At 42.1% G+C, this 15,488-nt stretch carries 10 protein-coding genes; 3 read left to right on the top strand and 7 right to left on the bottom strand.

Annotated elements, in window-relative coordinates; all coding sequences use genetic code 11:
- Positions 1-8 precede the first annotated feature (8 nt).
- The 7 genes from AC5JQI_RS07000 to ansB form a co-directional block, all read right to left on the bottom strand.
- Positions 9-2,354 (bottom strand): ComEC family protein, encoded by a 2,346-nt coding sequence (locus AC5JQI_RS07000; RefSeq protein WP_493914183.1) that lies wholly within the window; start codon positions 2,352-2,354, stop codon positions 9-11.
- 203 nt (positions 2,355-2,557) lie between these two features.
- On the bottom strand, positions 2,558-2,848 hold the full coding sequence (gene ihfB, locus AC5JQI_RS06995) for an integration host factor subunit beta (protein ID WP_092552144.1): 291 nt from the start codon (positions 2,846-2,848) through the stop codon (positions 2,558-2,560).
- Positions 2,849-2,922: 74 nt separating this feature from the next.
- Positions 2,923-4,596: a 30S ribosomal protein S1 gene (gene rpsA, locus AC5JQI_RS06990; RefSeq protein ID WP_493914182.1), complete on the bottom strand. Its 1,674-nt coding sequence runs from the start codon at positions 4,594-4,596 to the stop codon at positions 2,923-2,925.
- A gap of 194 nt (positions 4,597-4,790) precedes the next feature.
- On the bottom strand, positions 4,791-5,477 hold the full coding sequence (gene cmk / locus AC5JQI_RS06985) for a (d)CMP kinase (RefSeq protein ID WP_237385261.1): 687 nt from the start codon (positions 5,475-5,477) through the stop codon (positions 4,791-4,793).
- Positions 5,478-5,684: 207 nt separating this feature from the next.
- Entirely contained in the window at positions 5,685-6,971 is a 1,287-nt protein-coding gene (gene aroA, locus AC5JQI_RS06980) for a 3-phosphoshikimate 1-carboxyvinyltransferase (protein WP_493914181.1), read from the bottom strand.
- Between the two features lie 159 nt (positions 6,972-7,130).
- Positions 7,131-8,219 carry a 3-phosphoserine/phosphohydroxythreonine transaminase gene (gene serC, locus AC5JQI_RS06975; protein WP_493914180.1) on the bottom strand — a complete coding sequence of 363 codons (1,089 nt, stop codon included), beginning with the start codon at positions 8,217-8,219 and terminating at the stop codon, positions 7,131-7,133.
- A gap of 771 nt (positions 8,220-8,990) precedes the next feature.
- Complete coding sequence (gene ansB, locus AC5JQI_RS06970; RefSeq protein WP_493914179.1) at positions 8,991-10,034, bottom strand: L-asparaginase 2; 1,044 nt, start codon at positions 10,032-10,034, stop codon at positions 8,991-8,993.
- 147 nt (positions 10,035-10,181) lie between these two features.
- Between ansB and ycaO the strand changes: the two genes are divergently transcribed.
- From ycaO to pflB, 3 genes are all read left to right on the top strand, one after another.
- Positions 10,182-11,945 (top strand): 30S ribosomal protein S12 methylthiotransferase accessory factor YcaO, encoded by a 1,764-nt coding sequence (gene ycaO / locus AC5JQI_RS06965; RefSeq protein WP_493914178.1) that lies wholly within the window; start codon positions 10,182-10,184, stop codon positions 11,943-11,945.
- A gap of 318 nt (positions 11,946-12,263) precedes the next feature.
- Complete coding sequence (gene focA, locus AC5JQI_RS06960) at positions 12,264-13,121, top strand: formate transporter FocA (RefSeq protein WP_493914177.1); 858 nt, start codon at positions 12,264-12,266, stop codon at positions 13,119-13,121.
- Positions 13,122-13,175: 54 nt separating this feature from the next.
- The gene (pflB, locus tag AC5JQI_RS06955) at positions 13,176-15,458 is read left to right on the top strand and encodes a formate C-acetyltransferase (protein WP_493914176.1); all 2,283 of its coding nucleotides are present in this window, start codon (positions 13,176-13,178) and stop codon (positions 15,456-15,458) included.
- The last annotated feature ends 30 nt before the right edge of the window (positions 15,459-15,488 follow it).

Genomic DNA, 15,488 nt, shown 5'->3' with positions numbered 1-15,488 from the left:
GGCTCATTTTACTCATGATCACCGCGAATACCAAACCACTGATGATACCACCGTGACACTATTTGTTGTCGATAACCTTCCAATTTAATCTGATCTCGATAAAAATATCCCGTTATCTGACCGGAAACTGCGGTGCTACTCCATTGAACTCCGGAATTTTTATAACGTTGTTTCACTTTTATTGAAGGTAATTTCCATGGGCTATAGCGAGCAACAGAAGTCAAAGCATATTGAGGCATAGCATTACGTATAAACACGGCTGTAGAAGAGGTATTACTCCCATGGTGAGGAACTTGTAATACAGTTGTCCTCAGTGAGTCATTTTCAAGTTCCAACAAGCGATATTCCCCCTGTCTCTCCAAATCTCCCGTCAGTAATAGACTCTGTTTACCATCATCAATGCGAAGCACGCAAGATTGGTTATTACCGACAGTGGCTGCTTTTTGTGGCGGCCAGAGGACTTTAAAATTTAATCCCTGCCATGTCCATTGTTCACCACGAACACAAGGTAAATGGTTTTTATTCATAAAAGGGCTTCGAATTTGGATATCAGCATATCTTCCATTCAGATACTCCAGACCTCCCGTATGATCCAAATGATCATGACTCAGAATTATCTGTTCTGGTATTAACCTATGCCATTGTAAATAAGGTACAATGACTTTTTCAGCCATACTACCCGTTTCCCAACGATTTCCTGTATCGAAAATGATCGCTTTTCCTCCTTTGTCAATCACTATAGCCAACCCATGTCCAACATCCAGCATTGAAAAACGCCATTGATATTCATGGGTAGGTTTCGAGTAACAGGCAATAATGCCGATTGAGGCACCCAGTAGCCACCTATAAGACTTCCACCAACCCAAACGCCAAATCACGACAAAACTCCACCCTGCAAGCGTCATAACCACAGGAAAATGACCAGTTTCAAACCATGGGCGCGCTAAAATAGGTAAAGGAACCAAAGCAAGCGAAATACTGTAATCAACAAGTAGCCATAAAACTGGCTGGATAATCGGAATTAAAATACAAGACAAACCTAACATAACTAATGGTACCGATAAAAAAGAAATTATCGGAACAGCCCATAGATTCGCGACTAATGATGCAATATTAATTCCCTGAAATAACAAAAGCTGCAACGGCAACAACATTAACATCATTCCTAGTTGCATGTGCAATCCACGCAATAAGACCCATTTCCATCCATGACGGATTTTCTCTGGCAAGGGCATCCAGTGAAACCAAAATAACAACGCCATAACCGCAGTAAATGAAAGCCAAAAACTGTCAGAAAGTATTGCCAAGGGGTCGAAAAGTAAAATGAGGGCAGCACTCCATAAAGCCCATTGCCATGAAAAACAAAACCTACTTTTACACCGCAGATAAATCCATAATGTTAAACCCAATATTGCCCGAACCGAGGGAATCCCCCAACCAGATAACCATCCATATAATATTGCAGTCAACCATCCCGTTATTATTGGAAAACGAAACCCAACCCATCTTGCTGGAAAGAAAAATTGTGCCGCTCTCGCAAGAATCCAGCCAAATAAGCTCGCCATTGTAATATGCAGCCCTGAAATCGCCATCAAATGTGCGATACCAGTCTGCTGTAACAGTAAGCGAGTTGATTTATCCAACCACGCTCTTTCACCGAAAGAGAGTGCTAATGCAATGCCCGCATGTTTTATCAACTGAATCTCAGGAGCCAATTTATCAATGAAATCTTGCCGGAGACTACAACTCCCATCGAGTAATTTTGCCTTAATAATTTTGCCATTCAACGGCTGACGTATGGATAACGCATATCGCTGGCTATCATAGCTACCATGATTTAATTGAGCATGCACAGACCTCAGTTTCATTGTCACTTGCCATTTCTGACCTGCACACAGTTCTTTTTGGGAATTCCATGACACCGACGCATATAAAGCGGGGAAAATATATCTACCATTACTTTCAATTAATCGAATACGGTAATATATCTTCTGTCTATTCTCCTCTGTTTTAGTGCCTAACGATACATTATCAACCATGACGGTCGCTGTACGGGAAGTTTCACTGAAATACGTTATTTGCTCCAATATCTGGTTACCATTCCAGCTTCCGAAAATAAATGCCCATAATCCTATTGATATTATTCGGACAAATTTATAAGGAAAAAATAATAAGAAAAATGCAAGAAAAATCAGATATTGAATAACGTTTTGTTGAGGAAGCTCTACAAGGAATAATAAAGGAAAGATTCCCGACACAACGGCTAACGCCACCAAATTTAAACTGATAACAGGTGGTGATTTTCGCCAGATAGAGAAGAAATAAATAAAATAGTAAGAGATTATAGACTGCATCCATTCACACCTCTGTGCTGATATCCCATTCACGCAGAGGAGATTATTTGATAATAGGAACAGCTGCCAGTCAGATAAATGCTATTATGGAATCGCTTCGCAAATCAACTATAACGAAAAAGAAACGATTCATAGAATTACAGTTATCATCACAAAAAACGGCACCCTAAGGTGCCGTTAGTTTAATTAAGTAATAACTTATCTTAGCTATCGCTATAGATATTCACGCGGTCACGCAACTCTTTACCAGGTTTAAAATGAGGAACGTATTTACCGTCCAATTCCACTTTATCACCCGTTTTTGGGTTACGACCCACACGCGGAGCGCGGTAGTGAAGAGAAAAACTGCCGAATCCGCGAACTTCAATACGTTCACCTGCGGCTAATGTTTCTGCCATATGATCAAGCATTTCTTTCACTGAATCTTCAACGGCTTTAGCCGGCATGTGAGATTGTTGCTCTGCAAGTCTTTCAATTAATTCAGACTTGGTCATAGTACCTCCCTAAACTACCGTATTCGGGTAATATTGCCATTTCAGATAATATTACCCGCCGTTATTGACTTAGATTATTCGCCTTTAGCTGCTTTGAAAGCTTCAGCCATTGCGTTGTTAGCGAAGTTTGAATCTTCTTGCTTGTTCACAGAAGCGATAGCGTCTTTTTCATCAGCTTCGTCTTTCGCACGAACAGACAGGTTGATTACGCGGTTTTTGCGATCAACGCCAACATATTTAGCTTCAACTTCATCGCCAACGTTCAGAACTTGAGTTGCATCTTCAATGCGGTCACGAGAAGCTTCTGATGCACGCAGGTAACCTTCAACGCCGTCAGCTAATTCAACTGTAGCACCTTTTGCGTCAACAGCAGTCACTTTACCATTAACAATTGCACCTTTTTTGTTTACAGACAGGTAATTGTTGAATGGATCTTCTGCCAGTTGCTTGATGCCCAGAGAGATACGCTCACGTTCTGCATCTACTTGCAGAACTACAGCAGCGATTTCGTCGCCTTTCTTATATTCACGAACTGCTTCTTCGCCTGCAACGTTCCAGGAGATGTCAGACAGGTGAACCAGACCATCGATGCCGCCGTCCAGACCAATGAAGATACCGAAGTCAGTGATAGACTTGATTTTACCTTCAACACGGTCGTTTTTGTTGTGAGTCTCAGCAAATTGCTGCCAAGGGTTGGATTTACACTGCTTCAGACCCAAGGAGATACGACGACGTTCTTCGTCGATATCCAGAACCATAACTTCCACAACGTCACCAACGTTAACAACTTTGGATGGGTGGATGTTTTTGTTGGTCCAGTCCATTTCTGAAACGTGTACCAGACCTTCAACGCCTTCTTCGATTTCAACGAAGCAGCCGTAGTCAGTCAGGTTAGTTACGCGACCAGTCAGTTTAGTACTTTCTGGATAACGCTTAGCGATAGCTACCCATGGATCTTCGCCCAGTTGTTTCAGACCCAGAGATACACGGGTACGCTCACGATCGAATTTCAGTACTTTAACTGTGATTTCATCGCCCACATTGACGATTTCGCTTGGGTGTTTAACACGTTTCCAAGCCATATCAGTAATGTGCAGCAGGCCATCAACGCCGCCCAGATCAACAAATGCACCGTAGTCAGTCAGGTTCTTAACGATACCTTTAACTTCCATGCCTTCTTGCAGGTTTTCCAGCAGCTGATCACGCTCAGCACTGTTTTCAGATTCGATAACAGCGCGACGAGAAACAACTACGTTGTTGCGTTTCTGATCCAGCTTGATGACTTTGAACTCAAGCTCTTTGCCTTCAAGGTGAGTAGTGTCACGAACAGGACGAACGTCAACCAGTGAACCTGGCAGGAACGCACGGATACCGTTCAATTCTACAGTAAAGCCGCCTTTTACTTTGCCATTGATAACACCAGTGACAGTTTCAGCTTCTTCGTATGCTTTTTCCAGCATCAGCCATGCTTCGTGACGTTTTGCTTTCTCACGGGACAGGATAGTTTCACCGAAACCATCTTCTACCGCATCCAGGGCTACGTCAACTTCATCACCGACCTGGATTTCCAGCTCGCCTTGAGCATTTTTGAATTGTTCTACAGGAATTGCAGATTCTGATTTCAGACCTGCGTCAACCAGTACAACGTCTTTATCGATAGCAACTACAACACCACGTACGATTGCACCTGGACGAGTTTCGATAACCTGTAGGGATTCTTCAAAGAGTTGAGCAAAAGATTCTGTCATGTTAATGATCTTCAAGGTTTTTAATTAACGTCCATTGAGCATCCAGCCAAATGGGGTTGTTTTACATACCCCGCAACTTTATCCCTGTTACAAGGTGTTTTGGTGTGCCAGCATATTTCACTACCCACACACCAGAATTCTATATACATCTTCTTGATATGCTACTGCAATAGCGCATTTGCGAAAATTAACAATTATGCTGGTATTTCCAGCGCGTTTTTCGCATGATTCAGTGCTTTATCAATCACGTCTTCGATAGACATGCTAGTCGAATCTAAGATTAATGCATCTTGTGCAGGCACTAATGGCGCAGATGCCCGATTTCGGTCACGGAAGTCACGTTCTTGTATTTCGGACAAAAGGCGTTCAAAGTTAACACTAAAACCTTTCTCCTGCAACTGTAACATGCGTCTACGGGCACGTTCTTCCGCGCTCGCATCAAGAAAAATTTTTACTGGGGCATCAGGAAACACGACGGTTCCCATGTCACGGCCATCCGCAATCAGACCTGGTGTAATGCGGAAAGCCCGCTGCCGGCGCAGGAGCGCTTCACGAACACGTGGAAATGTTGCTGCCTGTGAAGCCGTATTTCCGACAGTTTCAGTCCGTATTTCATTACTGACGTCTTCACCTTCCAAAATCACCCGGAGTTCACCATTTGCAGGCACAAAACGAACATCCAGATTTGCAGCCAGAGGAACCAAAGCGTCTTCAGACTGGATATCCACCTGATGGTGGATGGCAGCCAGTGCCAACACACGATAAATGGCACCTGAATCAAGTAATTGCCAATTTAACGCTTCAGCCAATGCCTGACATAGTGTTCCCTTGCCAGCACCACTTGGCCCATCAACGGTTATTACTGGGGCTATTGCCGCCATCATTATCCTCCTTTTCGCATAACATTCGCATAACCAACAGGTCATCTACCGAATGCAGGTAGCTGCTTAATTAATAAGCAATGAAAATCTGTCTTATTATACGCACTCAGCAAATGAGCGAAACAGGCGCGACATAATTATCCCAAATTTTCATGATGGGATATTTTTTCACCATGAATAACCCTATAAAAACCTATTTATTTCTGGCTATTGTGTATATTGGCTGAGTTTTTCAAGCTGATTGAAATAATCTGGAAATGTTTTTGCTGTACAGCCCGGGTCAAGAATTGTGACAGGCGTATTTGACAGCGCCACCAACGAGAAACACATCGCTACTCGATGGTCGTTATAAGTCTCAATTTCAGCATGGTTGAGCTTTTTTGGCGGTATGACACGAATATAATCGTGGCCTTCTTCCACTTCGGCCCCTACTTTACGTAATTCAGTTGCCATTGCATTGAGCCGATCCGTTTCCTTCACCCGCCAGTTATAAATATTGCGGATAACAGTTTCACCTTGTGCAAACAGCGCAGTTGTTGCAATGGTCATTGCCGCATCAGGAATAGCATTCATATCCATATCTATACCTGTCAATGTACCGCGTTCACATTCGACGAAATCGTCACCCCAGCGGATCGTTGCTCCCATCTGTTCCAATACATTGGCAAACTTAGTATCCCCTTGCAGACTATTCTTGCCAATGCCTGTGACACGGACTGTTCCACCTTTAATCGCTGCCGCTGCCAGAAAATAAGATGCCGATGAAGCGTCGCCTTCTACCAAATACTGCCCAGGCGATAAGTATTGCTGCTGTCCTTTAATGTAAAAAATCTGATATTGGTGATTTTCTACCGTTACGCCAAAACTTTTCATCAGTGCCAGCGTAATATCAATATATGGTTTAGAAACCAGATCACCTTGGATATGAATTTCCGTTTTGTTCACTGCCAGTGGTGCCATCATCAGCAAAGCTGTCAAAAATTGGCTGGAAACACTGCCATCAACAGTAACTCTTCCTCCAGAAAAACCGCCCTGAATATGCAATGGCGGATAATTTTCCTGCTCAAGATAGTCAATTTTCGCGCCACCTTGGCGTAATGCATCCACTAAGTGACCAATTGGGCGCTCTTTCATCCGTGGCTCCCCTGTCAACACCACGTTGTTATCTCCCAAACACAACGCTGCCGCCAATGGTCGCATTGCCGTACCTGCATTACCCAGAAATAATTCCAGACCCCTTTTCCCTGTGATATGCCCGCCCATACCATCTACTTCACAAACAGTACGATCGGCAGAGAGACGATAAGAAATATCCAATGCAGTCAAGGCATTGAGCATGTAACGAATATCATCACTGTCCAATAAATTGGTCAGCCGAGTTGTTCCTTTGGCAAAAGCAGCGAGTAATAAGGCACGATTGGAAACACTTTTAGAGCCGGGTAAATTAATTGTTCCATTAATACGAGAAATAGGTTGTAACGTCAGGAATTGCATAATAGAGATGAGTCTCCGGTTTTTAATACGTTCTACCCTTCATCTTTCCGGCCATGGCTCAGAAATTTACCGGGTAATATTATCTTTAATTTGAATTTTTAGATTAAATCAAAAATTTTAATATCGGGAGGTTTTATCCTCCCGATGATAAAAACATTATTATCCGTTGCGACGTTCAAAATCAGCCATAAATTCAACCAATGCTTTTACACCTTCATATGGCATAGCATTATAAATGGAAGCCCGGGCACCACCAGCAACTTTATGCCCTTTCAAAGCATGCAGCCCATTGGAATAGGCCTCCTCCAAAAACTTGCTATCCAGCTCAGGGTTGGATAATTGGAATGGGATATTCATGATAGAGCGATTTTGAGGAGCAACGTAGTTGATATACAAATGACTGCTATCAATGGCACGGTAGAGAAATTCTGCTTTCGCAAGATTACGTTTGCTGATTTCTTGTAATCCGCCTTGCTCTTTCAGCCATTTAAATACCATACCAGAGAGATACCATGCAAATGTCGGTGGCGTGTTATACATAGAATCCGCTTTAGCCTGCACAGTGTAATCCAGAATAGATGGAGTATGTTTGTGAGCCTGGCCCAGCAGATCTTCGCGAATAATAACAACTGTAATTCCCGCAGGCCCAATATTTTTTTGTGCTCCAGCATAAATAACATCGTAACGGCTCACATCAATTGGCGAGGAAAGAATCGTTGAAGAGTAATCGGCAATCACAATTTTATCATCGCCAAAATTAGGTTCTTCAAAAATAGCTGTACCTTCAATGGTTTCATTAGGACAATAATGGACATAAGCAGCATCACTGCTCAAGACCCATTCACTCATCGGTTTTACACTGTTAATGCCATCCGATTCAGTCCTGATATCTATAACGTTTGGTGTGCAATATTTTTCTGCTTCTTTCGCAGCACATTCAGACCAATAACCACTAACGATATAATCTGCTGTCGATTTGTTACCAAGTAAATTCAGAGGTAATGCCGAGAATTGCCCACGAGCTCCACCGTGACAAAACAGCACCTTGTAATTCCCAGGTATCGCTAACAAATCGCGTAGATCTTTTTCTGCTTCAGATGCCACTGCAATAAACTCTTTGCTGCGGTGGCTGATTTCCATCACCGATGTTCCCAGACTATGCCAATTGCAAAGCTCCTGTTCTGCGCGACGTAATACCTCTGCTGGCAACATTGCTGGACCAGCGCTGAAATTATATACCTGATTCATTAATTTCACCCTATCAATGGATACAATAAAACCGGATACATTGGTTTTATCACTCCCGCCCTGCCGCTGCAATGGTTATTAAAAGATTATTGCTATCTGATGTATAACTTACTGATAGAGAGTCTCATCAATACTCTGTATATTAAAAAAATCAATAAAAAAGTCAGGGTGATATTATTTTCGACTTATAGAAAATATTAAAGATATCTATAAATAACGAACCAAATTGTATAATGCCTCATCAACAATGACGTGTTAATTAATTTATCATGATTAAAAACATACAGAGGTTATTTATGACATTCAATGTATGAAAAAAATCAAAAAGATCCACTCACTCTGGTTTAATTGATATTGTTATACAGAAATCCACGGAATATTCTGAGAATCTCACAACAATTATCGCAACAACGTACTGTGAATTACCAAAAATTAGAATAATAGATTAGGAAAAGCATATTATCTGTTAACTCCTGCCAATCAAAAATCCATCGATATAACTCCATTTTTTAAATTGTTTAATCTATGAAATATACCTGTATTTGATACTAAAAATACAGAATCAGCATTAAAAGGAGAGCTCAATTCTATTCCCCTATGAATAATCAGTTACTGGAACGCTATATCACCTATTGGATACAAAACAATTCTCTGTCATAAGGTATAGTTTTTAACTAAAAAAAACAGAAAGACGCATTAAACGCATCTTTCTGTTTTTCTATATCAGGAATAAGTACTTAATATCGGAAATTAAGTATTCAATATCAGCAATTAATACTTACTGAACATTTCCTGAATTTTTTCTGCATCATTAGTCTGGGTCAGAGCCAATTGCAGAAGAACACGCGCTTTCTGTGGATTCAAACGCTCTGAAGCCACAAAACCGTATTTGCTGTCGTTAACTTCCGCATTCTGAGTAGTATAACCGAAAGGAATACGGCTGGAACGAACTACAACCACACCATCTTTAGCGGCCTTAGCCAGAGTATCAAGAATAGATTTATAGATGTTGCCATTACCTACACCTGCACTGATCACGCCTTGGTAGCCGTTTTCAATAAACGCTTTTGCTGGCAGATCAGACGCGTTGGAGTAGTTATAAACGATGCCAACTTTTGGCAGTTTATCCAGTTGACTAACGTCAAACACGGCTTTATTTGCTTTTACAGGAGCCGCAGAGTAAAAGTTGACTTTACCGTTGTGAACAAAGCCCTGATCACCTGAATTGACAGCTTGGAACGCCTGCACTGCAGTTGTGCTCAATTTAGCGATATCACGGCCATGAATAACGGAATCATTCATCGCAAGCAGAACACCACGGTTTGCAGAGTTTTTGTCAGATGCAACAACAACTGCATTGTACAGGTTCAATGGGCCATCAGCACCCAGAGCAGTCGATGGGCGCATTGCGCCAACCATCACGATAGGTTTCTGACACTGAGTCGTCAAATCGAGGAAGTAAGCAGTTTCTTCCATAGTGTCAGTGCCGTGAGTGATAACAAAGCCATCAGTTTTATCACAGTCTGAATTGATTTTTTTCGCCAAAGTCAGCCAAACTTGATCGTTCATGTCCTGAGAACCGATGCTGACAACCTGTTCACCTTTCAGATCAGCAATATTCTTGATAGCTGGCACAGCGTTTAACAGAGAATCAACTCCCACTTTACCCGCCGTATAACTAGATTGAGTTGCGGATTCACCGCCTCCGGCAATTGTCCCCCCTGTTGCTAAAACGGTAATGCTTGGCAAAGCGAAAGCAGAACCACTAACTAAAGCCAGAAAACCGGCTATTGCTGTTTTTTTAGTCTTTTTCATTATTTAACCTCTTGTAAAAAAACTATTTTATTATGTAAAGCAAGAATAAATAAACTCTAATTAACAATAATTTTTGGGAATTGATAGAGCGGACAAAAAAAACGCCGTATGATATATGGCTTCTAACATGAATTGAAGTGAATTACGATGACGCAAACCTATATCTCGGGCAAAGATGCCGCATTAGAAGACTCCATTAACCGTTTCCAAGACAAGCTGGTATCCCTTGGTTTTAATATCGAAGAAGCCTCTTGGCTGAATCCTGTCCCTAATGTTTGGTCAGTACATATCCGTGATCGCGATTGCCCACTGTGCTTTACTAATGGCAAAGGTGCCAGCAAGAAAGCCGCTTTGGCTTCTGCACTGGGAGAATATTTTGAGCGCTTATCGACAAATTATTTCTTTGCTGATTTTTATCTTGGCGATGCGGTAGCCAATGGTGAATTTATTCATTATCCAAATGAAAAATGGTTTCCATTACCAGAAGATGATTCCCTGCCAGAAGGCATTTTAGACGAACGTCTCCATCATTTTTACAACCCAGACAACGCCCTCAATGCCAGCCAATTGATTGATCTTCAATCAGGCAATGAAGATCGCGGGATCTGTGCCCTGCCATTCTCTCGTCAGTCAGATAATCAAACTATTTATATTCCGATGAACATTATCGGAAACTTGTATGTTTCAAATGGCATGTCAGCCGGTAATACCATTAACGAAGCGCGCGTTCAGGGATTATCTGAAGTGTTCGAACGCTATGTGAAAAACCGCATTATTGCAGAACTCATCAGCTTGCCTGAAATTCCACAAGACGTTATGAACCGCTACCCTGGCGTAGTTGAGTCCGTCGATAAATTGCAGGAAGAAGGCTTCCCGATTTATTGCTACGATGCTTCACTCGGCGGCCAATTCCCGGTCATTTGCGTTGTATTACTCAATCCGAATAATGGAACTTGCTTTGCATCCTTTGGTGCCCATCCTGATTTTGGCGTTGCACTGGAACGTACTGTCACAGAGTTGCTGCAAGGGCGCAGCCTGAAAGATCTGGATGTCTTCACTCCACCCAGTTTCGATGATGAAGAAGTTTCTGAGCATACTAATCTGGAAACTCACTTTATTGATTCAAGCGGCGCGATCAGTTGGGATCTATTTAAACAAGATGCTGATTATGAGTTTGCTGACTGGAATTTCAACGGAACAACAGAAGAAGAATTTGACACTTTGATGGGGATCTTCAATACACTGGATGCTGACGTCTACATTGCTGATTATGAGCATCTTGGCGTTTATGCCTGCCGTATTCTGGTCCCGGGTATGTCAGATATTTATCCAGTTGAAGATCTGCATATTGCCAATAACACCATGGGGACTCATCTTCGTGATACCATTCTGGCCTTACCGGTAAGCCAATGGCAACCAGAAGAATATCTCGCTTTCCTTGAACAATTGGATGATGAGGGGTTAGATGATTTCACCCGTGTTCGTGAATTGCTGGGAATTGCTGCGGGCAAAGATAACGGTTGGAGCAACCTGCGTATCGGTGAATTGAAATCCATGCTGGCATTGGCTGGTAACGATCTGGAACAAGCGCTGATTTGGGTTGAATGGACACAAGATTTCAATGCTTCTATTTTCACCGCTGAGCGAGCGAATTATTATCGCTGCCTGCAAACTTTATTGTTATTGACCCAAGAAGAGGATCGCAAACCAGAACAATATTATCAGGCGTTTGTGAAAATGTATGGTCAGGATACTGTTGATGCAGCTTCCGCTGCTATTGCCGGAGAGAACTGTTTCTACGGTTTATGGTCTATCGATTCAGAGTTGAAATCATTACCAGCACATCAGGCATTATTGAATGCCTATGAAAAATTGCAAAAAGCCAAACGTAAATTTTGGGCAAATAAATAAACGATTAGATTAAAGTTTATTAAAAGTAAAATTCAGGTTAAATATAGTTTATATTAAAACAACAAATAAATGACAATTTAACCTGTTATTTTACTTTTTATGTCTGAAATCCCTCTATCTGTCCCTATAAAATATTTTTATAAATTTTAAAAAATATTTTATACATATAAATCAATATATTAAAGTCAAAAAGCCATATTCGGGTCATCATATTTCACCAGACTTTAAGACTAATATGATCCATATCAAATTCAGAGCAGTATCGGTTTGTTACTATCATTGCGTGCTATATTAATTAAGGATAAAGAGAGTGTTAGGATGAAAACTGACAACCCTTTTAATTTATTTCCACCTGCTGTAATGGCACAAATCGCTGATGATAGTGGTGTATATAAAGTCAATAAACACCCCGCAGTGACTTACTTATCGGCAATCATGGCGGGTGTGTTTATCTCCATTGCTTTTGTTTTTTATATTACGGCAACAACAGGAACCTCTTCCATTCCTTATGGATTGGCAAAATTAACGGGTGGACTCTGCTTTTCTCTTGGCCTAATGCTGGTGGTTGTATGTGGTGTCGATCTCTTCACTTCTACCGTACTGACAATCATTTCAAAAGCGACAGGGCGTATTACTTGGTCACAGATGCTAAAAAACTGGATTAACGTTTATATTGGTAATCTGATTGGCGCACTGTTTTTCGTGGCCTTAATCTGGTACTCAGGACAATATACCGTTGCCAATGGTATCTGGGGGCTGAATGTATTACAAACAGCTGATCATAAAATGCACCATTCCTTTATTGAAGCGATTTGTTTAGGCATTTTAGCTAATCTGATGGTATGCCTTGCGGTCTGGATGAGCTATGCCGGACGCAGCCTAATCGATAAACTATTCGCGCTGATACTGCCAATTGGCATGTTTGTCGCCAGTGGCTTTGAACACAGTATCGCTAACATGTTTTTAATTCCGTTCGGGATCACCATCAAAAATTTCGCGCCTGAAGAATTCTGGCTGAAAGTAGGAGTTACTCCCGAGCAGTTTCCGCAACTCACCGTTTCGAATTTTATTACCGATAATCTGATCCCTGTAACGATAGGTAACATTATCGGTGGTGCTGTATTGGTTGGGTTGGCTTATTGGATCATCTATTTACGCGGTGGCAAAAAGAATTAATTCGCCTCCACGCCAGATTTCTTAAAAGTTCCACTGTTAAAAGGTAGAAGTATCATGTCCGAGTTAAATGAAAAATTTTCTGTTGCATGGCAAGGATTTAACGAAGGTAGCTGGCAGAATAAAGTCGACGTTCGTGACTTCATCCAGAAAAATTATATCCCGTATGAAGGTGACGAATCGTTCCTTGCAGGCGCCACAAAATCGACAGATGTTTTGTGGGAAAAAGTCATGGAAGGTATCAAAATCGAAAACCGCACTCATGCACCGGTAGATTTTGATACTGATGTTGCGTCTACAATTACCTCTCATGATGCTGGTTATATTGAAAAAGATCTGGAACAAATCGTTGGACTGCAAACCGAAGCTCCTCTGAAACGTGCCATTATTCCATTTGGTGGCATTAAAATGGTTGAAGGTTCTTGCAAAGCCTACAATCGCAATCTCGATCCAAAACTGAAACAAATTTTTACTGAATATCGCAAAACCCATAATCAGGGTGTGTTTGATGTTTATACTCCTGATATCCTGAAATGCCGTAAATCGGGTGTTTTGACTGGTCTGCCAGATGCCTATGGCCGTGGCCGCATCATCGGTGATTATCGTCGTGTCGCATTGTACGGTATTGACTTCCTGCGTGATGATAAATTTGCCCAGTTCACTTCCCTGCAAGAAAAATTGGAAAACGGAGAGGATCTGGAATCCACTATCCGCTTGCGTGAAGAGCTTGTTGAACAGCACCGTGCTCTCGGCCAAATCAAAGAGATGGCCGCTAAATATGGCTATGATATTTCCAATCCGGCGACTGATGCCAAAGAAGCGGTACAATGGACTTACTTCGCTTATCTGGCAGCTGTTAAATCTCAAAATGGTGCAGCAATGTCTTTCGGCCGTGTTTCCAGCTTCCTGGATGTCTATATTGAACGTGATATTCAAGCAGGTAAACTGACTGAACAACAAGCTCAAGAGCTGATCGACCATTTGGTAATGAAACTGCGTATGGTACGTTTCCTGCGCACTCCTGAATACGATGAACTGTTCTCTGGTGACCCAATCTGGGCAACCGAATCATTGGCAGGTATGGGCTTGGACGGTCGTACTCTGGTGACCAAAAACAGCTTCCGTTTCCTGAACACGCTGTACACCATGGGACCATCACCAGAACCGAACATGACTATTCTGTGGTCTGAAAAGCTGCCAATTAGCTTCAAAAAATTTGCGGCAAAAGTCTCTATCGATACTTCTTCTCTGCAGTATGAAAACGATGACTTAATGCGGCCTGATTTCAACAGCGATGATTATGCTATCGCATGTTGTGTCAGCCCAATGATTGTCGGTAAACAAATGCAGTTCTTCGGTGCCCGAGCGAACCTTGCAAAAACCATGCTGTATGCCATCAACGGCGGTATGGATGAAAAAATGAAAATGCAGGTTGGCCCGAAAGAAGAGCCAATGAGAGATGCCGTGCTGAATTACGACAAAGTTATGGATCGCATGGATCACTTCATGGATTGGCTGGCAAAACAATATGTCACCGCCCTGAACATCATTCACTATATGCATGACAAATACAGTTATGAAGCTTCGTTGATGGCACTGCATGATCGTGACGTATTCCGTACCATGGCATGTGGTATCGCAGGGTTATCCGTTGCTGCTGACTCACTGTCTGCGATTAAATATGCAACAGTTTCCCCAATCCGTGATGAAGATGGCTTGGCCGTTGATTTCAATATTGAAGGAGAATACCCACAATTTGGTAACAACGATTCACGTGTCGATGATATCGCTTGTGATCTGGTTGAACGCTTCATGAAAAAAATCCAGAAACTGCAAACATATCGCAATGCCTCTCCAACTCAGTCTGTACTCACCATTACCTCTAATGTGGTTTATGGTAAGAAAACAGGTAACACTCCTGATGGACGTCGTGCTGGCGCACCATTCGGACCAGGTGCTAACCCGATGCATGGGCGTGACCAGAAAGGCGCTGTAGCTTCACTGACTTCAGTGGCTAAGTTGCCATTTGCGTATGCTAAAGATGGTATCTCATACACTTTCTCCATTGTACCTAATGCACTGGGTAAAGATGATGATGTCCGTAAAGCCAATCTGGCAGGTCTGATGGATGGTTATTTCCATCATGAAGCAGATATTGAAGGCGGTCAGCATCTGAACATTAACGTCATGAATCGGGAAATGTTACTGGATGCAATGGAAAATCCTGAGAAATATCCTCAGTTGACTATCCGTGTATCAGGCTACGCGGTACGGTTTAACTCTTTGACTAAAGAGCAACAAAGAGACGTTATCACCCGCACCTTCACCCAAACAATGTAATGGCTAAGCATGTGAGAGTAGCGTTAAACA

This window comes from Xenorhabdus sp. XBWT (assembly GCF_059072735.1).
This window is presented reverse-complemented; position numbering and strand designations above follow the sequence as displayed.